At 60.0% G+C, this 24,424-nt stretch carries 16 protein-coding genes and 1 pseudogene; 6 read left to right on the top strand and 11 right to left on the bottom strand.

Annotated features, from left to right (window positions below):
• Window positions 1-4: 4 nt before the first annotated feature.
• Complete coding sequence (locus C4J93_RS08025) at window positions 5-1,468, bottom strand: glyceraldehyde-3-phosphate dehydrogenase (RefSeq protein WP_124361805.1); 1,464 nt, start codon at window positions 1,466-1,468, stop codon at window positions 5-7.
• 340 nt (window positions 1,469-1,808) lie between these two features.
• On the opposite strand from C4J93_RS08025, the gene mfd reads away from it, so the two are divergent.
• Genes mfd through C4J93_RS08010 form a run of 3 tightly spaced genes read left to right on the top strand, consistent with a single transcriptional unit; the run spans window position 1,809 to window position 8,536 of the window.
• On the top strand, window positions 1,809-5,258 hold the full coding sequence (mfd, locus tag C4J93_RS08020) for a transcription-repair coupling factor (protein ID WP_124370039.1): 3,450 nt from the start codon (window positions 1,809-1,811) through the stop codon (window positions 5,256-5,258).
• 11 nt (window positions 5,259-5,269) lie between these two features.
• Window positions 5,270-5,836 carry a CsiV family protein gene (locus tag C4J93_RS08015; RefSeq protein WP_124370038.1) on the top strand — a complete coding sequence of 189 codons (567 nt, stop codon included), beginning with the start codon at window positions 5,270-5,272 and terminating at the stop codon, window positions 5,834-5,836.
• Window positions 5,837-5,845: 9 nt separating this feature from the next.
• A complete protein-coding gene (locus C4J93_RS08010; RefSeq protein ID WP_124429032.1) occupies window positions 5,846-8,536 on the top strand; it encodes a DEAD/DEAH box helicase in 2,691 nt (896 codons plus the stop codon).
• Window positions 8,537-8,747: 211 nt separating this feature from the next.
• On the opposite strand, the pseudogene C4J93_RS08005 reads toward C4J93_RS08010, so the two are convergent.
• The 3 genes and pseudogenes from C4J93_RS08005 to C4J93_RS07995 all read right to left on the bottom strand — a co-directional run bounded on the left by C4J93_RS08005 (window position 8,748) and on the right by C4J93_RS07995 (window position 14,015).
• Window positions 8,748-12,052, bottom strand: a pseudogene (locus tag C4J93_RS08005) (SNF2-related protein).
• Window positions 12,053-12,161: 109 nt separating this feature from the next.
• The gene (gene nagZ / locus C4J93_RS08000; RefSeq protein WP_124370035.1) at window positions 12,162-13,172 is read right to left on the bottom strand and encodes a beta-N-acetylhexosaminidase; all 1,011 of its coding nucleotides are present in this window, start codon (window positions 13,170-13,172) and stop codon (window positions 12,162-12,164) included.
• A 135-nt stretch (window positions 13,173-13,307) separates the two neighbouring features.
• Window positions 13,308-14,015: a TetR/AcrR family transcriptional regulator gene (locus tag C4J93_RS07995; protein ID WP_124370034.1), complete on the bottom strand. Its 708-nt coding sequence runs from the start codon at window positions 14,013-14,015 to the stop codon at window positions 13,308-13,310.
• A gap of 263 nt (window positions 14,016-14,278) precedes the next feature.
• Here C4J93_RS07995 and lexA point away from each other — a divergent pair, with 263 nt between their 5' ends.
• Together lexA and sulA are read left to right on the top strand one after the other, a co-directional pair.
• Window positions 14,279-14,887 (top strand): transcriptional repressor LexA, encoded by a 609-nt coding sequence (gene lexA, locus C4J93_RS07990; RefSeq protein ID WP_003172575.1) that lies wholly within the window; start codon window positions 14,279-14,281, stop codon window positions 14,885-14,887.
• A 10-nt stretch (window positions 14,888-14,897) separates the two neighbouring features.
• Window positions 14,898-15,371 carry an SOS-induced cell division inhibitor SulA gene (gene sulA, locus C4J93_RS07985; protein WP_065886339.1) on the top strand — a complete coding sequence of 158 codons (474 nt, stop codon included), beginning with the start codon at window positions 14,898-14,900 and terminating at the stop codon, window positions 15,369-15,371.
• Between the two features lie 23 nt (window positions 15,372-15,394).
• Here the strand turns inward: sulA and C4J93_RS07980 are convergent, their stop codons facing one another.
• From C4J93_RS07980 to C4J93_RS07950, 7 genes are all read right to left on the bottom strand, one after another.
• Window positions 15,395-15,628 (bottom strand): hypothetical protein, encoded by a 234-nt coding sequence (locus C4J93_RS07980; RefSeq protein ID WP_124361797.1) that lies wholly within the window; start codon window positions 15,626-15,628, stop codon window positions 15,395-15,397.
• Between the two features lie 63 nt (window positions 15,629-15,691).
• Window positions 15,692-16,213: a DUF6586 family protein gene (locus C4J93_RS07975; protein ID WP_124370033.1), complete on the bottom strand. Its 522-nt coding sequence runs from the start codon at window positions 16,211-16,213 to the stop codon at window positions 15,692-15,694.
• Between the two features lie 235 nt (window positions 16,214-16,448).
• Entirely contained in the window at window positions 16,449-19,070 is a 2,622-nt protein-coding gene (gene topA, locus C4J93_RS07970; protein WP_124366269.1) for a type I DNA topoisomerase, read from the bottom strand.
• Window positions 19,071-19,184: 114 nt separating this feature from the next.
• A complete protein-coding gene (locus C4J93_RS07965; protein ID WP_124361794.1) occupies window positions 19,185-19,421 on the bottom strand; it encodes a DUF1653 domain-containing protein in 237 nt (78 codons plus the stop codon).
• 95 nt (window positions 19,422-19,516) lie between these two features.
• Window positions 19,517-20,692: an acetyl-CoA C-acyltransferase FadA gene (gene fadA, locus C4J93_RS07960; RefSeq protein ID WP_124429031.1), complete on the bottom strand. Its 1,176-nt coding sequence runs from the start codon at window positions 20,690-20,692 to the stop codon at window positions 19,517-19,519.
• 29 nt (window positions 20,693-20,721) lie between these two features.
• A complete protein-coding gene (gene fadB / locus C4J93_RS07955) occupies window positions 20,722-22,869 on the bottom strand; it encodes a fatty acid oxidation complex subunit alpha FadB (protein ID WP_124429030.1) in 2,148 nt (715 codons plus the stop codon).
• Between the two features lie 474 nt (window positions 22,870-23,343).
• On the bottom strand, window positions 23,344-23,781 hold the full coding sequence (locus C4J93_RS07950) for a hypothetical protein (protein WP_124361791.1): 438 nt from the start codon (window positions 23,779-23,781) through the stop codon (window positions 23,344-23,346).
• Between the two features lie 105 nt (window positions 23,782-23,886).
• Between C4J93_RS07950 and C4J93_RS07945 the strand changes: the two genes are divergently transcribed.
• On the top strand, window positions 23,887-24,327 hold the full coding sequence (locus C4J93_RS07945; RefSeq protein ID WP_104502144.1) for a universal stress protein: 441 nt from the start codon (window positions 23,887-23,889) through the stop codon (window positions 24,325-24,327).
• The last annotated feature ends 97 nt before the right edge of the window (window positions 24,328-24,424 follow it).

Genomic DNA, 24,424 nt, shown 5'->3' with positions numbered 1-24,424 from the left:
AGGCTTAGCGCGGGAACGCCGGCGGGTTAACCCCAGCCATGTCTTCCATCACGCGAACCACCTGGCAGCTGTAGCCGAACTCGTTGTCGTACCACACGTACAGCACAACGCGGTTGTCCTGGCTGATGGTCGCTTCGGCGTCTACCACACCGGCGTGGCGCGAGCCGACGAAGTCGGTGGACACCACTTCCTGGGAATTGACGAAGTCGATTTGCTTATGCAGATCGGAGTGCAGCGCCATGTAGCGCAGGTACTCATTCATCTCTTCACGGGTGGCGGCTTTCTCAAGGTTCAGGTTGAGAATGGCCATCGACACGTTTGGCGTCGGCACACGGATCGCGTTACCGGTCAGCTTGCCGGCCAGTTCAGGCAGGGCCTTGGCGGCAGCGGTGGCGGCACCGGTCTCGGTGATCACCATGTTCAGCGCGGCGCTGCGGCCACGGCGGTCGCCCTTGTGGAAGTTGTCGATCAGGTTCTGGTCGTTGGTGTACGAGTGAACGGTTTCAACGTGGCCGTTGACGATACCGAACTTGTCGTTCACTGCCTTGAGCACCGGCACGATGGCGTTGGTGGTGCAGGAAGCGGCGGACACGATCTTGTCGTCGGCGGTGATTTCAGTGTGGTTGATGCCGTGCACGATGTTCTTCAGCTTGCCTTTGCCAGGCGCGGTCAGCACCACACGGTCAACACCCGGGCAGGCCAGGTGCTGGCCCAGGCCCTCGGCATCACGCCATACGCCGGTGTTGTCCACCAGCAGGGCGTCCTTGATGCCGTACTGGGTGTAATCCACCTCGGACGGGTTCTTCGCGTAGATCACCTGGATCAGGTTACCGTTGGCGGTGATGGTGTTGTTTTCTTCGTCGATGACGATGGTGCCGTTGAACGGACCGTGTACCGAATCGCGACGCAACAGGCTGGCGCGCTTGGTCAGGTCGTTCTCGGCACCTTTGCGCACCACGATGGCGCGCAGGCGCAGGCCGTCGCCGCCGCCGGTTTTTTCGATCAGGATGCGCGCCAGCAGACGGCCGATACGACCGAAGCCATAGAGCACAACGTCGGTGCCTTTGCGGGCAGCGGCGTTTTGCTGGCCGACCACGTCGGCCATTTCTTCACGCACGAACTGCTCGGCACTGCGGCCGGCGCCTTCTTTACGGAATTTGTACGCCAACTTGCCCAGGTCCACCGACGCCGCGCCGAGCTTGAGCTCGCTCATGGCCTTGAGCAGTGGGAATGTTTCGTGGACGGAGAGTTCGCTGTCGTCGGCGGAACGGTGACGCGCAAAGCGGTGAGCCTTGAGAATCGCGATGACGGACTGATTGATCAGGCTGCGGCCATAGATCGAGCTCACCACATTGTTATTGCGGTACAGCTGGCCGATAAGCGGGATCATCGCTTCTGCGAGTGCTTCACGGTCGATCCATTCACCAAGACACTGGTCGGGCTTCTGAGTCACGGGAACCTTCCACATGTAGGGGCAGAAAAAAGGGGCTACATTATGTCGCCCGACCGCCCGTTGAGCAATGCGCGACAGGCAACAAAAACCCCTTGCAAAAAAATACCACCCCGCTACAGCCCAGGAAATACGCGGGTTCCAGAAGGCCACTAGTTTGCCGAGCAGCCCGACTTGTCCGTAACCCTCCTAAACATTCGCGTATTTTGGCACTACATATTGAGTCAAAACCGACGATTGTTTGTCTTAGCCACTACATTTCCAACAAACCGTAATAGGCACAGTCAGCAACTGACAGGCGGCACCTCTGGCCGCTACAATTACCGACTTTGTCGCAACGCTTGGAGCTCAACCTTCCGTGCCCGTTCTGCGTCTACCGCTACTCCCTGCCGCGGCAGGTAAACAGCACTGGGGCAACCTGCCCGGTGCCGCCCTGAGCCTGGCCATTGCCGAGGCTGCCAGCGCAGCCAAACGCTTTACCCTGCTGCTTACCGCCGACAGCCAAAGCGCCGAGCGGTTGGAGCAGGAGCTGAGCTTCTTCGCCCCCGATTTGCCGGTGCTGCATTTTCCCGACTGGGAAACCCTGCCCTACGACCTGTTCTCGCCGCACCAGGACATCATTTCCCAGCGCATCGCCAGCCTGTACCGTTTGCCGGAACTGGCTCACGGCGTGCTGGTGGTGCCGATCACCACGGCCCTGCATCGCCTGGCGCCGACCAAATTCCTGCTGGGCAGCAGCCTGGTGCTGGATGTCGGCCAGAAACTCGACGTGGAGCAGATGCGCACGCGCCTGGAGGCCACCGGCTACCGCTATGTCGACACGGTGTACGAACACGGCGAATTCACCGTACGCGGTGCTTTGATCGACCTGTTCCCGATGGGCAGCAAGCTGCCGTATCGCATCGACCTGTTCGATGACGAAATCGAGACCCTGCGCACCTTCGACCCGGAAAACCAGCGCTCCATCGACAAGGTCGAGTCGATCAAACTGCTGCCGGCGCGGGAATTCCCGCTGCAAAAAGATGCGGTCACGCGCTTCAAGGCACGCTTTCGCGAGCGCTTCGACGTGGACTTCCGCCGCTGCCCGATCTTCCAGGACCTGAGCAGCGGGATTACACCGGCCGGTATCGAGTACTACCTGCCGCTGTTCTTCGACGAAACCTCCACCCTCTTCGACTACCTGCCCCAAGACACCCAGGTGTTCTCGCTGCCAGGCATCGAACAGGCTGCGGAAAACTTCTGGAACGACGTGCGCAACCGCTATGAAGAGCGCCGCGTCGACCCATCCCGGCCGTTACTACCGCCTGGCGAACTGTTCCTGCCGGTGGAAGATTGCTTCGCCCGCCTGAAAAACTGGCCTCGTGTAGTCGCCAGCCAGCAGGATGTGGACGCCGGCAGCGGCCGCGAGCGTTTCCCGGCGGGCACGCTGCCGGACCTGGCGATCCAGGCCAAAGCCACGCAGCCGCTGGAAGCGCTGTCCAACTTCCTCGGCGACTTCCCCGGCCGCGTGCTGTTTACCGCCGAATCCGCCGGGCGTCGCGAAGTCCTGCTGGAGCTGCTCGAACGCCTCAAGCTGCGCCCGAAGACCGTCGATAGCTGGCCGGATTTCGTAAAAAGCAAAGAGCGCCTGGCGATCACCATCGCGCCATTGGACGAAGGCTTGTTGCTGGACGACCCGGCCCTGGCGCTGATCGCCGAAAGCCCGTTGTTCGGCCAGCGTGTGATGCAGCGTCGCCGCCGTGAAAAACGCGCCGACGCCAACAATGACGCGGTGATCAAGAACCTCACCGAGTTGCGTGAAGGCGCGCCGGTGGTGCACATCGACCACGGCGTGGGCCGCTACCTCGGCTTGCAGACCCTGGAAATCGACAACCAGGCCGCCGAATTCCTCACCATGGAATACGCCGAAGGCGCCAAGCTCTACGTGCCGGTGGCCAGCCTGCACTTGATCGCGCGCTACACCGGCAGCGATGACGCCCTGGCGCCGTTGCACCGCCTGGGCTCCGAGACCTGGCAGAAAGCCAAGCGCAAGGCCGCCGAACAGGTGCGCGACGTCGCCGCCGAACTGCTCGACATCTACGCACGCCGTGCGGCCCGCGAAGGCTATGCGTTCGCCGACCCGAAAGCCGATTACGCCACCTTCAGCGCTGGCTTCGCCTTCGAAGAAACCCCCGACCAGCAAACCACCATCGACGCCGTGCGCGCCGACATGCTCGCGCCAAAGCCGATGGACCGCCTGGTGTGTGGCGACGTCGGCTTCGGCAAGACCGAAGTGGCGATGCGCGCGGCGTTCATTGCGGTGCATGGCGGCAAGCAGGTGGCGATCCTGGTGCCGACTACCCTGCTCGCCCAGCAGCACTACAACAGCTTCCGCGACCGCTTTGCCGACTGGCCGGTGAGCGTGGAGGTGATGAGCCGCTTCAAGTCCGCCAAGGAAGTGAATGCCGCCATCGCCGACCTCGCCGAAGGCAAGATCGACATCGTGATCGGCACGCACAAACTGCTCTCGGACGATGTGAGGATCAAAAACCTGGGCCTGGTCATCATCGACGAAGAGCACCGCTTCGGCGTGCGCCAGAAAGAACAGCTCAAGGCCCTGCGCAGCGAAGTCGACATCCTCACCCTCACCGCCACGCCGATTCCGCGTACGTTGAACATGGCGGTGTCGGGCATGCGCGACCTGTCGATCATCGCCACGCCACCGGCACGCCGTCTGTCGGTACGCACCTTCGTGATGGAGCAGAACAAAAGCACGGTCAAGGAAGCGCTGCTGCGCGAATTGCTGCGCGGTGGCCAGGTGTATTACCTGCACAACGACGTGAAGACCATCGAGAAGTGCGCCGCCGACCTCGCCGAACTGGTGCCGGAAGCCCGCATCGCCATCGGCCATGGGCAGATGCGTGAGCGCGAACTCGAACAGGTGATGAGCGACTTCTACCACAAGCGCTTCAACGTGCTGATCGCCTCGACCATCATCGAGACCGGTATCGACGTACCCAGCGCCAACACCATTATCATCGAACGCGCCGACAAGTTCGGCCTGGCCCAACTGCATCAACTGCGCGGCCGGGTCGGGCGCAGTCACCACCAGGCCTACGCCTACCTGTTGACGCCACCACGCCAACAGATCACGTCCGACGCGGAAAAACGCCTGGAAGCCATCGCCAACACCCAGGACCTCGGCGCCGGCTTCGTGCTGGCCACCAACGACCTGGAAATCCGTGGCGCCGGCGAACTGCTCGGCGACGGCCAGAGCGGGCAGATCCAGGCCGTGGGCTTCACCCTTTATATGGAAATGCTCGAGCGCGCGGTGAAAGCCATTCGCAAGGGCGAACAGCCGAACCTCGACCAACCGTTGGGCGGTGGCCCGGAAATCAACCTGCGCTTGCCGGCGTTGATCCCCGAAGCCTACCTGCCGGATGTGCACGCGCGGCTGATCCTGTACAAGCGCATCGCTTCGGCCACCGACGAAGAAGGCCTGAAGGACTTGCAGGTGGAAATGATCGACCGCTTCGGCCTGTTGCCGGAACCGACCAAGAACCTGGTGCGCCTGACCCTGCTCAAATTGCAGGCCGAACAACTGGGCATCAAGAAAGTCGACGCGGGGCCGCAAGGCGGGCGTATCGAATTCGAAGCGCAAACGCCGGTGGACCCGTTGGTGCTGATCAAGCTGATCCAGGGCCAGCCCAACCGCTACAAGTTCGAAGGCGCTACGCTGTTCAAGTTCATGGTGCCGATGGAACGCGCCGAAGAACGCTTCAATACCCTGGAGGCGCTGTTTGAGCGCCTCATTCCGAAATCTGCTTGAAGGACGCCTCCATGCGCGTGTTCCGCATTCTGAGCCTGCTGTTGCTGGTATTCGCGCCTTCGGCCTTTGCCGAGAGCCCCTACCAGGTGGAGATGATCCTGGTGCGCCAGAATGCAGAGCCAGTGATCAACAGCCGCGCCGCCCCGGAAAACTGGGACGGAGGTGCACAGCGCCTGGGCGAGCGAATGAGCCCGCCGCGCCTGGGCAATATCGTCGAGAAACTGCGCGCCGATTCCAACTACACCGTGCTTGCGCACAAGGCCTGGGAACAGAGCCTCGGCGAACAGCCAGTGAAGATCGCGATCACCGACGGCCAGGAGCAATTCGGCCAATTTCCTATCGAGGGCGTGCTGAACCTGCAACTGGGTCGCTTCACTGACATCGACGCCGACTTCTGGATCAACCAGTTCGACAGCAACGGCAGCGTGATCGCCAGCGAACACCTGAGCCAGAAAGACGTGCGCACCAAGAACAACCAGCTCAATTACCTGGATGGCGGCCACCTGGCGCTGCTGATCAAGATTACTTCGCTGACCGCCAAGCCCCCCAGCGCACCACCGCCCGACATGCAGGACTGATCCCGCGCCATGCCCCTGACAGCGTCGCTGACCAAACCCCTGGCCCCTTCGTGGGCCAATCGCTTCAAAGAGCAAAGCCTGGAGCGCGGGCGGCGTTACGCGCTGGAGAATCGGGTGCGCATCGTCGAATCCGGCGACAGCACCATCACCGCCAGTTGCGAAGGTTCGGGCGGCAACGTCTACCGGCAGACCATTTCGTTGCGCGAATCGGCCAAGGGCATGCTGATTCTGGTGGACAGCCGCTGTACCTGCCCGGTGCACACCAATTGCAAGCATATTGCCGCCGTGCTGCTCAAGGTGCAGGAAACCCTGGCCTACCCGGCGGCGGCTCAGGATGCCGAGCTGCTGGGAAAATTGCAGGCGGTATTGGATAACCGCGTGGTGCTGCCGCAGGTGGTCATGGAGGATGTGCGCCCTGTGCCGCGCCTGTGGCTGGCCAGTGTGGAGTTCAGCGCGTTCGAACCGCGCAATGGCAAGATGCAGCGTTATATCCAGCATCGCGCGGCGCTGTCGTTCAACTATCTGGGCAACTATGTCAGCGGGCAAAAGAACGCCGATATCATCGTGCGCCAGGAAACCCAGAGCCTGCGCATCAAGCGCCATCCCGAGCTGGAACAGCCCTATCGCGAACACCTGCGCCTGCTCGGGTTCAAGATCGCCACGCGCCAGAGCAAGGCCTTGCCGGAAAGCGCCGGCGAGCTGTTCGAGATGGTCAATGACAGCGCCTGGCTGAATTTCACCCTCAACGCGTCCCCTGCGCTGCGGGCCGAGGGGTGGGAGCTGCAAATCGATGAAGACTTCGGTTTTGACCTCAGCCCGGTGGACGACTGGTACGCCAGCGTCGATGAAGCCCCCGAGCGGGACTGGTTCGATCTGGAGCTGGGCATCATCGTCAATGGCGAACGGCTGAGTCTGCTGCCGATCCTGCTGAATTTGATGCGCTCCCACACCGAAATCCTCAACCCGGAAAAACTCGCACGGCGCCGCGACGATGAATTGATCCTGGTGAACATTCCCGGCCTGCCCAACGGCCACGGTCCGCTGCAAGTGGCGCTGCCCTACGGGCGATTGAAGCCGGTACTGGCGACCCTCGGCGAGTTCTACCTGCGGGAACCCGGCACCACCACATTGCGCCTGGCCAAGGCCGATGCGGTCCGCTTGAACGCGCTGGAAGATCTGCCACTGCAATGGGAAGGCGGCGAGAAAATCCGCAACTTCGCCCAGCGCCTGCGGGATATCAAGGATTTCACCTGCGTGGCGCCTGAAGGCTTGAATGCAACCTTGCGCCCTTACCAGCTGGAAGGCCTGAGCTGGATGCAGTCGTTGCGCCAATTGGAGGTGGGTGGGATTCTCGCGGACGACATGGGCCTGGGTAAAACCTTGCAGACCCTGGCGCATATTCTTACGGAGAAAAATGCAGGACGGCTGAATCGACCGTGCATGGTGGTCATGCCTACCAGCCTGATCCCCAACTGGCTCGATGAGGCCGCGCATTTCACTCCGCAATTGCGGGTGCAGGCGCTGTACGGCGCAGGGCGCAAGAAACATTTCGCCAATCTGCAGGACTACGACCTGCTGTTGACCACCTACGCACTGCTGCCCAAGGACATCGACACCCTCGCCGCCCTGCCCTTGCATGTGCTGATCCTCGATGAAGCCCAGTACATCAAGAACCCCACCAGCAAGGCGGCGCAAGCGGCACGCGAGCTGAATGCGCGGCAGCGCCTGTGCCTGAGCGGCACGCCGCTGGAAAACCACCTGGGCGAGTTATGGTCGTTGTTCCACTTCCTGTTGCCGGGCTGGCTCGGCGATGTGAAAAGCTTCAACCGCGATTACCGCGTCCCCATTGAAAAACGCGCCAGTGAGGTGCGATTGCAGCACCTCAACGGCCGGATCAAGCCGTTCCTGCTGCGCCGCACCAAGGAACAGGTGGCAACGGAACTGCCGCCCAAGACCGAGATTATCCACTGGGTCGACCTTAACGAAGCGCAGCGCGACGTCTATGAAACCATGCGCCTGGCCATGGATAAAAAGGTCCGCGACGAGATCACCCGCAAGGGCGTGGCGCGCAGCCAGATCATCATCCTTGAAGCACTGCTCAAACTGCGCCAAGTGTGCTGCGATTTGCGCCTGGTCAACGACGCCGCCCTGCCCGCCCGCGGCAGCAGCTCGGGCAAGCTCGACAGCTTGATGCAGATGCTCGAGGAATTGTTTGCCGAGGGCCGGCGGATCCTGCTGTTCTCGCAGTTCACCTCGATGCTGAGTCTGATCGAGGCTGAACTCAAGCAGCGCAAAATCGCCTACGCCTTGCTGACCGGCCAGACACGCGATCGGCGCACACCGGTGAAGGACTTTCAGAGCGGCAAGCTGCAGATTTTTCTGATCAGCCTGAAAGCCGGCGGCGTCGGCCTGAACCTGACCGAAGCCGACACCGTGATCCACTACGACCCATGGTGGAACCCGGCAACCGAAAACCAGGCCACCGACCGTGCGTATCGCATCGGGCAAGAGAAGCCAGTGTTCGTATACAAGATGATTGCCCGAGGCACGGTAGAGGAAAAAATCCAGCACTTGCAGAAGGAAAAATCCGACCTCGCGGCGGGTGTGCTGGATGGGCGTTCGACCGGGGATTGGCAGTTGGGTAATGAGGATATCGAGGCGCTATTTGCGCCATTGCCCAATAAGCAGGAAAAGCGCTGACTGTCGGATCGCCATCGCGGGCAAGCCCTAATGCCAGTCAGTTAAGAAGTAGAAAGGGTAAAAAGTAACCTGTGGCGAGGGAGCTTGCTCCCGCTGGACTGCGCAGCAGTCCCATTTTTGGGGCCGCTTCGCGGCCCAGCGGGAGCAAGCTCCCTCGCCACAGGTACAGTGTTCGTCCTTAACTGACTGGCATTAGGGCCCGCCGCGGTCGTTAGCCAGGCAACGGCGCAAACAGCGCCTCGATATCCCGCTGCTCCAGCTTCCAGCCCGCACTGGCGCCCCCTTCAAGCACGCCGTCGGCCAGCGCTGCCTTTTCCAATTGCAACGCCTGAATCTTTTCTTCCACCGTACCTCGGGCAATCATCTTGTAGACGAATACCGGCTTATCCTGCCCGATCCGGTAGGCCCGGTCGGTGGCCTGGTTTTCAACGGCCGGGTTCCACCAGGGGTCGTAATGAATCACCGTATCCGCTGCCGTCAGGTTCAAGCCGGTTCCGCCCGCTTTCAGACTGATCAGGAACAACGGCGTCTTGCCGTCCTGGAAATCCTTCACCGGTGTGCGCCGGTCCAGGGTTTCACCGGTCAGGATTGAATAGTCGACCTGACGCTGCTTCAGCTCCTCTTCGATTAATGCCAGCATCGAGGTGAACTGCGAAAAGAGCAGGACGCGCCGCCCCTCGCTGAGCAACTCTTCAAGCATCTCCATCAAACTGCCGAGTTTGCCAGTACCGGCCCGGGCCAGTTTGGAGACGGGTGCAGTCTTGACCAGGCGCAAGTCGCAGCAGACCTGGCGCAACTTGAGCAGCGCTTCGAGAATGATGATTTGGCTGCGGGCGACACCATGCCGGGTGATCTCGTCGCGAACCTTCTTGTCCATCGCCACACGCACGGTTTCATACACGTCACGCTGGGCGTCGCTCAAGTCCACCCAGTGCACGATCTCGGTCTTGGGCGGCAGCTCGGTGGCCACCTGTTCTTTTTTGCGGCGCAACAGGAAGGGTTTGATCCTCGCCGTCAGGTGCTGCATGCGTTGCGCATTGCCGTGCTTTTCAATCGGCGTGCGGTAATCGCGATTGAAGGTTTTACTATCGCCCAGCCATCCCGGCAACAGGAAGTGAAACAGCGACCAGAGTTCGCCCAAATGATTTTCCAACGGCGTCCCGCTCAGGCACAGCCGCTGGCCGGCATCCAGTTGGCGAGCGGCCTGGGCCGCCTTGCTGTTGGGATTCTTGATATTTTGCGCTTCGTCGAGGATCAGCACGCTCCAGCGCTGCGGCTGCAGGACCTCAAGGTCTCGGGGCAACAGCGCGTAGGTGGTGAGTACCAGGTCGTAATCGGTCAAGCGCATGAAGTCAGCCTGACGCTGTGCACCGTGCAGCGCCAGGACTCTGAGCTGTGGCGTGAACCGTGTGGCTTCGTCGATCCAGTTCGGGATCAGGCTGGTGGGCATTACGGCCAATGCGGGCATTTGCAATCGCCCTGCCTGTTTTTCCACGAGCAGGTGCGCAAGGGTTTGTAGGGTTTTGCCCAGGCCCATGTCATCCCCAAGAATCCCGCCGACTTCCAGCTCGCGCAGCGTTTGCATCCAGTTCAGGCCTTCGAGTTGATAGCCACGAAGTTCGGCTCTCAGGCCCTCGGGGCAGAGACCTGGGCATGGGTGGAGCCCTTGAGACGCTGGGCGAAATCACGCAGTCGCTCGCCGCCCTGCCAGACCAGAGGTAGTGCATCCAGGTTACTGAGCCTTGCCGCATCCGGCGCACTCAGCCGCAGTGCGTCGCCTTCAGGCGCGCGCAGGTAGAGTTCGCCGAGGGTCGCCATCAGAGGTTTGATACGACCGTAGGGCAGCGCAACTTTGATATGAGTGCGGGCGTCCAGACTGACCAACACGCGCTCATCATCATCACGTTCGGCCATGTAGGTGGCGTCAAGCAGTTTGGGTTGACGCCGCATCAAGTCGAGCATGATGGGCAACAGGCTGTGCCGCTCGCCATTGACCTCAATGCCCAGCTCAAGGTTGAACCACTCGTGACCGGGTGACTCTTCAATGTCCGCGTACCAGCCGTCAACAGCCTCCACATTGTAATAAAACCCCGGGTGAATGACGACTTCCCACCCTGCTTCACGCAGAACCGACAGCTGGCTTTCAACAAAAGCCAGCCAGGCTTCATCGTTGGGTAGATCGAACATCTCTCCTGCACCGACAGGCAGTGCACCGCTTTTGCGATTGACCGTTTTAAAGCCGATTTTCGTGAGCGTCTTGCGCAAGGCTTTTTCAGCTGCGGGCTTGCGTTGGATGCGTTGGGTTTCGGTGCCGTTGAGAAACAGGATGTCCTCAGTGCCCTTGCCGCTGACCAGGCTTGTGTCGTAACGAAAAGCCAGGGCGGCGCGGTGTTCCAGGGCGGGCATCCGCCGATAGTCGACCTGGCTGTACACGTAGGATTCGTCGCTTCCCAATGTAAGACACCCTTGGGGCTCCAACGCATCCACGACGCGCTCGGTCAGCTCGCGTGGCGGAGGAATCGCCTTGGACGCCGCGCTGATGCGATGACTGAATAATGCGACTTGATCAGCTGGAATCATCGGCAAGCCGCAAAGATGCATGGCCAGATTTTCCTCCAGCCCGTGCTCGACCACCCCGATCGTCATGTTATCGAGGTCAAGATAATGAAGCGGCTGGAGGGGCAGCACTTCGTCCAACTCGCGCCCGTCGCTGATCCAGCGGGGAAAATAATTGCCATCGGGCATCACGGCCCAATCGAAACGAGCGGTGCGGGCCGGGCCAGGGTTAAGCGCCAGTCTTGGGCCCAGCTCAAGAAACAGGCGCTGGGTTTTTAATGCCAATTGGAGAATCTCGGCCCCCATCTCGCCGGCCAACTGAAAACTGCTGCCATAGTGGCCATAAGATCGGCCCAACAACAGCAATCGACCAATACGGGTATCCAGCTCATGCATATAGCCAGGGGCACGCCGCAATACCTCATCCATCGAGTGCAGAGGCTTGATATCGCTGTACTCGCCTTTTTTCGTCACGCGCGCCCGATACACCTCCAATGACCAGCCACTGGAATAAACATCAGGAGTGATTTGGTACAGCAAACAAGTGCCGGTGTTCTTGGGCTGAGCCTCACCCGGCGGGGTGGGCTTGGGGATGCTTTCGAGCCAGTTTTCGAGCTGCGGACTCAGGCGGTCACCCACCGGCTTCTTCGGCTCGTTCAGCTCTTCGTACAGCACAGTTAACGTAAACAAGACCGCAGCCGCGTGCTTGCAATTGATCGCCACCGGGCAAGAACACACACAGATGATGCCCGGCCGACGGGATGCTGCACTCTCCAGGGTAATCGACAGGGTGTAGACATTACGTCCAGAGCCCCTGCAATGCGCGATCAGCCGGTGATGCCCGAATTCTTTTATTTCAAGACGATTTTCGCCAGCGTACTCAAACCCACGCTCCAGCGAGCGAGGTTCAAAGTACGCTTGCCAATCCAATTCGACGATACGTGCAATTAGATCATTCATCAAACAAGGACTCTACAGCAGCCAGTAACGGGACTTAAAGCAGGGCGACTCCCACACTAGAGTAAGAGACAGCTCCAACAGCATTCAGACGCTGCCTACATCAAGCTTCTTATTCAATCAGCTGAGCGTCTCGCAACGCTCCAAGGGCTGTCAGCCAGCGCGGATCCTGTTTGTAGTCAGTCGAGGCAATTGCTTGTCCCCGCATACGCGCAATGCGAGTCGAAGGCGTGACCTTCATTCGCTGGGCTGCAGTCAGTGCAAGCTCGGCAGCCGCGCGATCATTGCACACCAGCCCCATGTCACAACCAGCAGTGAGTGCCGCCTCGATCCGACTGGCCGCATCACCCACCACATGGGCACCGGCCATGGACAGGTCATCACTGAAAATCACCCCGTCGAACTGCAGCTCACCGCGCAGGATGTCCTGCAACCAGCGGCGTGAGAAGCCGGCGGGCTGGCTGTCCACTTGCGGGTAGATCACATGTGCGGGCATCACGGCCGCCAATTGCTTGCTCAGGCGTGCGAAAGGCACCAGGTCATTGGCGCGAATCTGTTCCAGGCTGCGCTCGTCGTTGGGAATCGCGACGTGGGAATCGGCCTCGGCCCAACCGTGACCCGGAAAGTGCTTGCCGGTGGCGGCCATGCCCGCGCTGTTCATGCCGCGAATAAAGGCACCGGCGAGTACGGCGGCGCGCTCAGGGTTGCCTTCGAACGAGCGGGTGCCGACCACGGCGCTGCGCTGGTAATCCAGGTCGAGCACTGGGGCGAAGCTGAGGTCCAGGCCCACGGCGAGTACTTCGGTGGCCATGATCCAGCCACATTGTTCGGCCAGGTACTCGGCGTTGGGGTTATCCGCCAGCGCGCGCATGGCCGGCAAGCGCACGAACCCCTGGCGCAGACGCTGCACCCGGCCGCCTTCCTGGTCGACCGCCAGCAGCAGGTCCGGGCGCACCGCACGAATCGCCGCGCTCAATTCGCGGACCTGGCGCGGGTGTTCGATATTGCGCGCAAAGATGATCAAGCCGCCGACTTCAGGTTGGCGCAACAGATGGCGATCCTCGGCCGTCAGCCAGGTACCGGCAACGTCGACCATCAAAGAACCTTGCAGGGCAGCAGTCATAAACCTTCCTTAAATAACGCGCACAACCCGTCATCCCTACCGGTTACGGTAAGCACGACGGGTTGCGCGTAAATAGCTGAAATCGGCATGGCGGCTAGCTTAGCGGATGCAAGCGGCCGCGCACACCCGCAGCGGTCAAACCTTGGCGAGGCTGGGTGTGGACTTGCTGCGCGGGCGCAATTGAGCCACGGCCATGGCCTGATCGGTCACACCGGTTTCAGCGCGCATGCCGGCGGCGAGGAATGGCACCATCAGGCGCATCACCTGCTCGATGGAGGTGTTGACGCCGAAATCGGTCTCGGCAATCGCGCGCAGCGCCTTGATCCCGGACATGCTGAAAGCCGCAGCGCCGAGCATGAAGTGCACGCGCCAGAACAGCTCGATGGGTGGGATACGCGGGGCAGCTTCATTGACCAACAACATATAGCGACGAAACACCTTGCCGTACATGTCTTCCAGGTAACGACGCAGGTGGCCCTGGCTCTGACTGAACGCCAGGCCCAATAGACGCATGAAAATAGACAGGTCGTTACCGCTGCGCGGCTGAACTACCAGGGCTTGCTCGACCAGGATTTCCAAAAGCTCTTCCAGGCTTGGCTTGTTATCCGCCTTGGCCTGGCGACGCTCCAGCTCGCGGTCGAGACTGGCACAGAACGGCCCCAGGAAGCGCGAGAACACCGCCTGGATCAGGGCTTTTTTTGAGCCGAAATGATAGTTCACGGCGGCGAGGTTAACCCCAGCCTTGCTGGTGATCAGCCGCAATGAAGTTTCAGCAAATCCTTTTTCCGCGAACAATTGCTCGGCGGCATCGAGAATGCGTTCAACGGTTTCCGACTGGGCCATGGCTACTCCGCCTGACAAACACTTGTTTGAAACATACGTTTCAGGGTATGTCTTGTCAAGCCTGCGTGTCCGTTTTCCGGCCGGGCAGTCATCTATTTCGTCGCTATTTAATCACATCTTTCATGGCCTGTAGGCGGCGCTATCTCCGCCCCCCAATACGGATGATGGATGACCGTCCAGCGGAGTCGCGCAAAAGGATCATTGCCAAGCGCCGTCCACTGTATATAATCCCAGTCACTGTATAAAAAGACAGAGCGATCAACATGCTAAAACTGACGCCACGCCAAGCTGAGATTCTGGCTTTTATCAAGCGCTGCCTTGATGACAACGGTTACCCACCGACACGCGCCGAAATTGCGCTGGAGCTGGGTTTCAAGTCTCCCAACGCTGCCGAAGAACACCTCAAGGCCCTCGCGCGCAAAGGCGCGATCGAGATGACCCCTGGGGCTTCGCGCGGTATTCGCATCCCTGGCTTCGAAGCCAAGGCCGACGAATCGACACTGCCGATCATCGGTCGAGTGGCCGCGGGTGCGCCGATCCTGGCGCAACAGCACGTCGAGGAATCCTGCAACATCAACCCGACCTTCTTCCATCCGCGCGCCGATTACCTGTTGCGGGTGCACGGCATGAGCATGAAGGACGTGGGTATTTTCGACGGCGACCTGCTGGCCGTTCACACCACCCGCGAAGCCCGCAATGGCCAGATCGTCGTGGCGCGGATCGGCGATGAGGTCACCGTCAAGCGCTTCAAGCGTGAAGGCAGCAAGGTCTGGCTCCTGGCCGAGAACCCGGAGTTCGCGCCGATTGAAGTGAACCTCAAAGACCAGGACCTGGTGATCGAAGGCTTGAGTGTCGGCGTCATTCGCCGCTAAAGGAGACATCATGCAGCTCGTGCACACCCCACAACACACACAACTGTCGCTGTTCGAGGCCTTTATGGCTCAACCCCTTGCGCCCATCCTCAAGGAAACGGTCGAAGCGCCGTGGAGCTGCGAACCTGAGGTATTCAGTGAATTGTCGTTGCGTGGGGCTGCCGGGAGCTGCTTGAGCCTGCTGGCGCCGATCCTGCGCGAACTCAGTGAGGAGCAGGACGCGCGCTGGTTGACGCTGATCGCCCCGCCCGCCAGCCTGACCCAGGCTTGGCTACGGGATGCCGGCCTCAACCGTGAGCGTATTCTGTTGCTGCAGCCACGGGGCGCGCAAAGTGCCCAGCAGTTGACCTGCGAAGCCTTGCGCCTGGGACGTAGCCATACGGTGGTGAGCTGGCTGAACCCGTTGAATGCAACGGCCAAGCAGCAACTGATCAGCGCCGCGCACACGGGCGATGCGCAGAGCTTGAATATTCGACTGGGGTAAGAGGTGAGCGGACTACCCAGGGCTCAGTGAAGAACCTTTGGGCCATCTTCCTTCTCCGGCTCGCCTTCAGCCAGGCGACCGGCCATTTGCACGCCAACGCTCAACATCGCTTTAGCCACTTCCACATGCTGGCCTTGCAGGAACGCTTTTGCGTCTTCGGAAAAGTCCAGAATGACCAGAGAACCTTCGTCCTCGGCCCGACGCAGCTCGATTCGGCCGTCAGGCAGTTCAACAATTTCCAGAAAGGACGTTGGCATAAAAGTCTGTTCTCCACGAAAGCGCGGGATTATATCAGTGTTGTCGCGTGCAGGCGTGCCCGCTCAGCACTCGCTCAAACCTTCGCGAAAGCGCAACGCCAGCTTTTTAAGTTCCTGACGCCAGCTTTCCAGCTCTTGCCGGCTCAAAGGCTTGGGCTCATCCGCCTCCAATGCAACCGCCACGATCAATGGCTGCGTCACATCACCCTTGGGTACATGGGGAACGCGGGGCGGTTGGAACATGTCGGCATGCGCCTTGAGCAGGCGTGCTACCCAACTGTCCGGACTCTGGGCCATTTCCACCAGTTCGGCCAATTCCGGGATAGCCATGGTTTCCAGCACGTCTCGGGCCATGATCATTTCCGCGCGGGGCGAACCGGCCTGGGGCAAGCGGTAGAACCCGGCGATTTCATGGCATAACCCCAGCAAGGCGCCGTACAGGTGAAACAGAGCGGCTTCACGCCCCGCCTGGACCAGCGCGATGGCATTCATCTCCTTGCCCGCCTCGGCACGACCAAGGGCTTCCAGGGATAACCCCGCGAAGTAAATTTTCTGGTTGGTACGGGTATAGAGTTCGTTGGCCATGACGGCAATCTCCACAACGAATGAGGCGTGATGCTGGCTGTGTAGGAGCGAGCTTGCTCGCGAAAAACCTGAGAGCACCACTGTGTATCAGATTTCTCGCGTCATCGTTAACTGCAAGTGCCATTAGGCAGATCCAAATGTGGGAGGGGGCTTGCTCCCGATGGCGATGCATCAGTCATAGGTATGTTGACTGATACACCGCCATCGGGAGCAAGCCCCCTCCCACATTGGACTATCAAGCGCCCTGGCGCTTGTCCTCGACCTTCCACTTGCCGCCGTCGTAGAACGCTTTCCAGCCGGTAGGCTTGCCGTCGACTTCGGTCTGCACGTACTGCTCCTTGGTTTTGCGGCTATAGCGGATCACGGCTGGACGACCATCCGGGTCCTTCTTCGGCGCTTCACACAGGAAGTGGTACTTCGGATCGATCTCATCCTTGTGCGGTACGATTTCCAGCACCAGCGGGGCACGGGTCTCGCGGTTTTTCGGGAACTGGCTGGCCGCCAGGAACAGGCCCGAAGCACCGTCGCGCAGGATGTAGGTGTCGTTGACCTTCTCGCACTTGAGTTCAGGCATCTTCACCGGGTCCATCTTCGGCGGCGCCGCGTCACCGCTCTTCAGCAGTTTGCGGGTGTTCTTGCAGGTTGGGTTGGTGCAACCGAAGAACTTGCCGAAACGGCCGGTCTTGAGCTGCATCTCACTGCCGCACTTGTCGCACTCCAGGCTCGGACCTTCGTAGCCCTTGATGCGGTAGGTGCCCTCTTCAATCTCGTAACCGTTGCAATCCGGGTTGTTACCGCAGATGTGCAGCTTATGCTTTTCATCCAGCAGGTAAGCGTCCATCGCCGTGCTGCAGATCGGGCAACGGTGCTTGCCACGCAACACCAGCGACTCGGATTCACCCTCGTCATCCGCCGCGATTTCATCGCCCGGCACCAGGTTGACGGTGGCCTTGCAGCGCTCTTTGGGCGGCAGGCTGTAGCCCGAGCACCCCAGGAACACGCCGGTGGACGCTGTACGAATCTGCATCGGCCGGCCGCAGGTGAGGCACGGAATGTCGGTCATGACCGGCTGGTTGGCACGCATGCCGCTCTCAGGGCTCTCGGCCACTTCGAGTTTTTTCTTGAAGTCGCCGTAGAACTCGTCCAGCACGCTCTTCCAGTCGCGTTCGCCCTGGGCCACGTCATCGAGGTTCTCTTCCATGCCGGCGGTGAAGCCGTAGTCCATCAGGTTGGAGAAACTCTCGGACAGACGCTCGGTGACGATGTCACCCATTTTTTCCGAATAGAAGCGGCGGTTGTGCAGCGCCACGTAGCCACGGTCCTGGATGGTGGAGATGATCGCCGCATAGGTCGAAGGACGACCGATGCCGCGTTTCTCCATCTCTTTTACCAGGCTGGCTTCCGAATAACGCGCCGGCGGCTTGGTGAAGTGCTGGGACGGGTCGAGCTTGATCAGCTTCAACGTATCGCCCTGAGCCATGTCCGGCAGCACATCGTCGTCGCCAGGCTTGGCGATTTGCGGCATTACACGGGTATAACCGTCGAACTTGAGGATCCGGCCCTTGGCGCGCAGCTCAAAGTCGCCCGCCCCCACGCTGACGGTGGTGGACAGGTATTGCGCCGGCAGCATCTGGCAGGCCAGGAACTGGCGCCAGATCAATTCGTAGAGGCGCTCGGCGTCGCGTTCCATGCCGCTCAGCTTGCTCGGCTCGGTGTTGGCGTCGGAAGGACGAATCGCTTCGTGAGCCTCCTGGGCGCCTTCCTTGCTGCTGTAGACGTTTGGCTTCTCCGGCAGGTACTTCTTGCCGAATTCGCTTTCGATATAAGTACGCGCCATCGCCACCGCGTCTTGCGACAGGTTGGTGGAGTCGGTACGCATGTAAGTGATATAGCCGGCTTCGTACAGACGCTGAGCCATCATCATGGTTTTCTTCACACCGAAGCCCAGGCGGTTGCTCGCGGCCTGCTGCAGGGTGGAGGTGATGAACGGTGCCGACGGCTTGCTGCTGGTCGGCTTGTCTTCGCGCTTGACGATGCTGTAGCTGGAGGCCTTGAGCTTCTCCAGCGCGGCCATGGCCTGGGCTTCGTTCAGCGGCTTGAAGGCTTCGCCTTTTTCGCGGGCCACTTCAAAGCGCACGTTGTTGCCCTTGGCAGTGCCGAGGTCAGCGTGGACTTCCCAATATTCTTCGGGGTTGAACGCACGAATCTCGCGCTCACGCTCCACCACCAGCTTCACCGCCACCGACTGCACACGGCCGGCGGACAGGCCACGGGCGATTTTTGCCCACAGCAGCGGCGAGACCATGTAGCCCACGACGCGGTCGAGGAAGCGCCGCGCCTGCTGGGCGTTGACGCGGTCGATGTCCAGCTCGCCCGGCTTGGAGAAGGCTTCCTGGATGGCTTTCTTGGTGATTTCGTTGAACACCACGCGCTTGTAGCGACTGTCATCACCGCCGATGGCTTCGCGCAGGTGCCAGGCAATGGCTTCCCCTTCGCGGTCCAAGTCGGTTGCGAGATAGATGGTGTCGGCATCTTTGGCGAGCCGGCGCAGCTCTTCGATGACCTTTTCCTTGCCCGGAAGGATTTCGTACTTGGCCTTCCAGCCATGATCCGGGTCCACACCCATGCGCGAGACCAGCTGCTTGCGCGCTTTCTCTTTAGGCGTGAGCACCGGACCTTCGCCCGCGGCCGCCTTGCCGCGCTTGGCGGCAGGCTCCTTGCTGGCGCTAGCCGAACCGCTGGTGGGCAGGTCTCGGATATGGCCGATACTCGACTTCACCACGTACTCGTTGCCCAAGTACTTGTTGATGGTCTTGGCCTTAGCCGGGGATTCCACAATGACCAGCGATTTGCCCATGGATCGGAAAATTCCTGAATTCGAGAAGTGAAAGGCAGTTGGCGCCTGTCGCGGCAACGCTATATATAGTGGCAACAAGGTGAGGTCAAGCGCAGCATTTTGCGCGACCCGCCGTTATTGCCCTTTAAAAAGACTGGGTTCGGCCTGGACCAAAGCAAAGCGCGGGACCTGCTCGCCGTCAACCTCGACGGTCTCCAGGAACATGCTCAACGGGCGTACCCAAAAGCCGTAATCGCCATACAGTGCTTGGTAGAACACCATTTCTTCTTCGGTCTCGGAGTGCTGCGCCACGCTGAAAACGCGGTACTGCGGCCCCTTGTAATGCTGGTAGAGCCCGGGTTCGACTTTCATGCTCTGGCCCTCTTACAAAATTTATTGAAAAAAAATTAAAAATTCCAAAAAACAAAAACCGGGGCACTGGGCCCCGGCTTCCGTCAACCCAACGCTTAGACGCGTTCGAAGACGGTGGTAATGCCTTGGCCGAGACCAATGCACATGGTTGCAACCCCAAGGTTACCGCCATTTTGCTTCATCACGTTCAGCAATGTGCCGGAGATGCGGGCACCGGAGCAACCGAATGGGTGGCCCAGGGCAATCGCGCCGCCGTGCAGGTTAACCTTCTCATTCATCTTGTCGAGTACTTTCAAATCTTTCAGCACTGGCAGGGCCTGTGCGGCGAAAGCTTCGTTGAGCTCGAAGAAGTCGATATCGGAGATGGTCAGGCCCGCGCGCTTCAAGGCTTTTTGTGTGGCCGGTACTGGACCATAGCCCATGATCGCCGGGTCCACACCCGCCACGGCCATCGAGCGGATCACCGCCAGCGGCTGGATGCCCAGGTCCTGGGCACGCTGCGCCGACATCACGATCATGCACGAAGCACCGTCGGTGATTTGCGACGACGTACCGGCAGTCACGGTGCCGCCCTTTGGATTGAAGGCAGGCTTGAGCGCCGCCAGGCTTTCCAGGGTGGTGTCCGGACGAATGGTTTCGTCGTAGTCGAACAGTTTCAGGAAACCGTTCTCGTCGTAGCCGTTCATCGGGATGATTTCATCCTTGAACTTGCCTTCCACGGTCGCCTTGTGGGCGAGTTGGTGGGAGCGCAGGCCGAACGCGTCCTGGGCTTCGCGGGTAATGCCGTGCATCTTGCCGAGCATTTCTGCGGTGAGGCCCATCATGCCCGAGGCTTTTGCCGCGTACAGCGACATGTGCGGGTTAGGATCGACGCCGTGCATCATGCTGACGTGGCCCATGTGCTCCACGCCGCCGACCACGAACACATCACCGTTACCGGTCATGATCGCCTGGGCGGCCGTGTGCAGCGCGCTCATCGACGAACCGCACAGGCGGCTCACGGTCTGGCCGGCTGCAGTGTGGGGGACCTGAGTCATCAACGACGCCATGCGCGCGATGTTCCAGCCCTGCTCCAGGGTCTGGTTCACACAGCCCCAGATCACGTCTTCGACTTCGTTCGGGTCAACCTTGACGTTGCGTTCCAGCAGCTTGCTGATCAGGTGCGCCGACATGTCTTCGGCACGGGTGTTGCGGTGCATGCCGCCCTTGGAACGGCCCATCGGCGTACGACCGAAGTCGACGATCACGACGTCTCTTGGATTCAAGCTCATAAATATTCTCGCTCTAGTCGATTGGGCGCTTAACCGAAGAAGCTCTGGCCATTCTTGGCCATTTCACGCAGCTTCGCGGTCGGGTGGTACAGCGGGCCCAGATCAGCGTATTTGTCAGCCAGGGCAACGAACTCGGCCACACCGATCGAGTCGATGTAACGCAGCGCACCACCACGGAACGGAGGGAAACCAATCCCGTACACCAGGCCCATATCGGCTTCGGCGGCGGTCTCGACGATGCCATCTTCCAGGCAACGCACGGTTTCCAGGCACAGGGCGATCATCATCCAGTTGATGATGTCCTCATCGGACACCTCACGCTGCTCGTAGATGACGGGTGCGAGTACTTCGTGCACCGACGGGTCGGCCACTTTCTTCTGCTTGCCCTTCTTGTCGGCCTCGTAGGCGTAGAAGCCCTTGCCGTTCTTCTGGCCCAGGCGCTTGGCTTCATAGAGTGCGTCGATCGCCGAGCGGCGGTCGTCTTTCATGCGGTCCGGGAAGCCTTCAGCCATCACGTCGCGACCATGGTGGCCGGTGTCGATGCCGACCACGTCCATCAGGTACGCAGGGCCCATTGGCCAGCCGAATTTTTCCATGACCTTGTCGATGCGCACGAAGTCCACACCGGCGCTGACCAGCTTGGCGAAACCGCCGAAGTACGGGAACAGCACGCGGTTGACCAAAAAGCCCGGGCAGTCATTGACCACAATCGGGTTCTTGCCCATTTTCTTGGCGTAGGCAACGGTGGTGGCAATGGCCAGCTCGCTGGACTTCTCGCCACGGATCACTTCCACCAGCGGCATCATGTGCACCGGGTTGAAGAAGTGCATGCCGACGAAGTTTTCCGGACGCTTGAGAGCCTTGGCCAGCAAGCTGATGGAAATGGTCGAGGTGTTGGAAGCCAGGATGGTGTCGTCTTTGACCTGGGCTTCGACTTCAGCCAATACCGCCTGCTTGACCTTCGGGTTCTCGACAACGGCTTCGACGACCAGGTCGACGTGGCCGAAATCGCCGTAGGACAGCGTAGGACGAATGCCGTTAAGCACTTCAGCCATTTTCGCAGCGGTCATACGACCCTTATCAACGCGGCCCACCAGCAGTTTGGCGGCTTCCGCCAGGCCCTGCTCGATACCGTGCTCGTTGATGTCTTTCATCAGGATCGGCGTGCCTTTGGACGCCGACTGGTAAGCGATACCGCCGCCCATGATACCGGCGCCCAGTACGGCGGCCTGTTTCACGTCCTTGGCGATTTCGTCGTAGGCCTTGGCCTTTTTCTTCAGTTCCTGATCGTTCAGGAACAAGCCGATCAGGCTCTGTGCAGCCGAGGTTTTCGCCAATTTGACGAAGCCTGCCGCTTCCACTTCCAGGGCTTTGTCGCGACCGAAGTTCGCGGCCTTCTGGATGGTCTTGATCGCTTCGACCGGTGCCGGGTAATTCGGGCCGGCTTGGCCTGCCACGAAACCTTTGGCGGTTTCGAACGACATCATTTGTTCGATGGCGTTGAGCTTGAGCTTTTCCAGCTTCGGCTGACGCTTGGCCTTGTAGTCGAATTCGCCGCTGATGGCGCCCTTGAGCAGGTTCAGCGCGGCTTCGGCCAGTTTGTCCGGGGCAACCACCGCATCGACAGCACCGACTTTCAGCGCGTCTTCAGCACGGTTTTCCTTGCCGGCGGCAATCCATTCGACGGCGTTGTCGGCACCGATCAGGCGCGGCAGGCGCACGGTGCCGCCGAAGCCCGGGTAGATGCCCAGCTTGACTTCAGGCAGACCGATCTTGGCGGTAGCGGACATGACACGAAAGTCTGCCGCCAGGCACATTTCCAGGCCGCCGCCCAGGGCGATACCGTTGATCGCAGCAACGGTGGGTACGTTGAGGTCTTCGAAATCGCTGAAAATCTTGTTGGCTTCGAGGTTGCCAGCCACCAGCTCGGCATCGGGCAGCTTGAAGTTGTCGACGAATTCGGTGATGTCAGCGCCGACGATGAACACGTCCTTGCCGCTGGAGACGATCACGCCCTTGACCGAAGCATCTGCTTTGATGGTGTCTACGGCCTGACGCAGTTCGTTCAGGGTTAGACGGTTGAACTTGTTGACGGACTCACCCTTGAGGTCGAATTTCAATTCGACGATGCCACTTTCAAGAGCCTTAACCGTGATGGCTTTACCTTCGTAAATCATCAACTGATCTCCACGATATGGAAGCTGAACAGTACACACCGGACGCTGGCCTCTGGTTGGACATTGACAGCTGCATCAATGCTCACGCCAATCCGCCAGGCACACCCGCCAGTGCGATAGTCGGGGTTATGTCAGAGTCGCCTGTAGGACAAACGCTCAATTCATACGCCCGTTTGATTTGGGTACGCCACCTTCATCCAATTCCGAGCAATTGTCAATCGCTCCAAAGGCTAGGAAAAACGCGACTTTCCAGTCATTTCAGAACCTCGGCCACCCGCTCGCCACCCGTCAATATTCGAATATTCACAGGATCAATAATAGAAAAGTTGTCGGAAAAGGCTGTACGCAATGGGATATGCGGCTAGGCTAGCTGCAACCCAAATGCCTCAAATGAATTTACCGGCCTGCCTGGCCAACTCCAGCCCGATGATATGTCGGGCTTTTTATTGCCTGTTTTTGTAGGAGCGCGCGGCGTCAGGCCAATGCCTTGAGCAGCGCATCAATATCCTTCAACACGCTCGCCTCGCCCTTCTCGCCCCAATACAAGGCGATCATTTGCTTGTCGGCTTCGACCTTGTACACATTGGCCGGCAGCGTCGAAAAATACGGCAACAACCTTTCATCCACGCAGACCTCGCGCCATTGATTGACCCACACCCCCGGCTCCAACTGCCAGTAACTCCAGAGGGCCGGCGTGCTGCCGCGTCGTGGCCGGCAATACTGCGCGCAGGGGCTCGGCGGCTCTTGCTTGAGCCAGTGCGGCCACTCCTGGGGCGCCAGTTGCATGGCCAGCCCGATGCGGCGCGCCTCCATACGCAGGGCCATGCGCCCGCTCTGATGGCGCGACGGGCGCAGCCATGCCAGAGGGCTCAGGACCACCACAAGGATTGACACCACTATCCAGACCGTCATATGTGTACTCCCGAATTTCTAGATGAGCGGATTTGACCTGACGCAACCGCATCCGCTTGAAAGCAGCCATACTGAACTTATTGCAGTCCCCTGGAGGAACGCCCCATGCCCTACACACATATTCTGGTCGCGGTCGACCTGACCGAAGAGTGCGATCCAGTGATCAAGCGCGCGCAGGAATCTGCATTGGCCAATGGCGCCATACTGTCCTTGGTGCATATCGTCGAGCCCATGGCCATGGCCTTTGGCGGTGACGTGCCGATGGACCTTTCCCAGTTGCAGCAACAACAATTTGACCAGGCCAAGGAGCGCCTGGATCGTTTGATTCTCAAATACCCGCACCTGAAAAAGGAAGACTGCCACCTGACATACGGCCAACCGCGCCAGGAAATCCATCACTTGGCCAAGGAAAAGGCTTGCGATTTGATCGTGGTGGGTAGCCATGGTCGTCACGGTTTGGCGTTGTTGCTGGGTTCTACTGCCAATGATGTGCTGCACGGTGCGCCGTGCGATGTGCTGGCGGTGAAGCTGGTAAAAAATACGTAAGAACGCCGTAGATCCAATGTGGGAGGGGGCTTGCCCCCGATAGCAGTCTGTCAGTTGATACATCTGGTGACTGATACACCGCTATCGGGAGCAAGCC

This window comes from Pseudomonas sp. R2-37-08W, assembly GCF_003851705.1.
In the GTDB taxonomy this organism is placed as follows: Bacteria; Pseudomonadota; Gammaproteobacteria; order Pseudomonadales; family Pseudomonadaceae; genus Aquipseudomonas.
This window is presented reverse-complemented; position numbering and strand designations above follow the sequence as displayed.

Coding starts and splice junctions, on each gene's coding strand:
- nagZ (WP_124370035.1), bottom strand. CDS start 13,172: ATGACTGCTGCCCTGCAAGGTTCTTTGATGGTCGACGTTGCCGGTACC.
- C4J93_RS07945 (WP_104502144.1), top strand. CDS start 23,887: ATGCCCTACACACATATTCTGGTCGCGGTCGACCTGACCGAAGAGTGC.
- C4J93_RS07950 (WP_124361791.1), bottom strand. CDS start 23,781: ATGACGGTCTGGATAGTGGTGTCAATCCTTGTGGTGGTCCTGAGCCCT.
- C4J93_RS07965 (WP_124361794.1), bottom strand. CDS start 19,421: ATGAAAGTCGAACCCGGGCTCTACCAGCATTACAAGGGGCCGCAGTAC.
- C4J93_RS08025 (WP_124361805.1), bottom strand. CDS start 1,468: ATGTGGAAGGTTCCCGTGACTCAGAAGCCCGACCAGTGTCTTGGTGAA.
- topA (WP_124366269.1), bottom strand. CDS start 19,070: ATGGGCAAATCGCTGGTCATTGTGGAATCCCCGGCTAAGGCCAAGACC.
- C4J93_RS07995 (WP_124370034.1), bottom strand. CDS start 14,015: ATGGCCCAGTCGGAAACCGTTGAACGCATTCTCGATGCCGCCGAGCAA.
- C4J93_RS07980 (WP_124361797.1), bottom strand. CDS start 15,628: ATGCCAACGTCCTTTCTGGAAATTGTTGAACTGCCTGACGGCCGAATC.
- fadA (WP_124429031.1), bottom strand. CDS start 20,692: ATGAGCTTGAATCCAAGAGACGTCGTGATCGTCGACTTCGGTCGTACG.
- C4J93_RS07975 (WP_124370033.1), bottom strand. CDS start 16,213: ATGGCCAACGAACTCTATACCCGTACCAACCAGAAAATTTACTTCGCG.
- sulA (WP_065886339.1), top strand. CDS start 14,898: ATGCAGCTCGTGCACACCCCACAACACACACAACTGTCGCTGTTCGAG.
- C4J93_RS08010 (WP_124429032.1), top strand. CDS start 5,846: ATGCCCCTGACAGCGTCGCTGACCAAACCCCTGGCCCCTTCGTGGGCC.
- fadB (WP_124429030.1), bottom strand. CDS start 22,869: ATGATTTACGAAGGTAAAGCCATCACGGTTAAGGCTCTTGAAAGTGGC.
- C4J93_RS08015 (WP_124370038.1), top strand. CDS start 5,270: ATGCGCGTGTTCCGCATTCTGAGCCTGCTGTTGCTGGTATTCGCGCCT.
- lexA (WP_003172575.1), top strand. CDS start 14,279: ATGCTAAAACTGACGCCACGCCAAGCTGAGATTCTGGCTTTTATCAAG.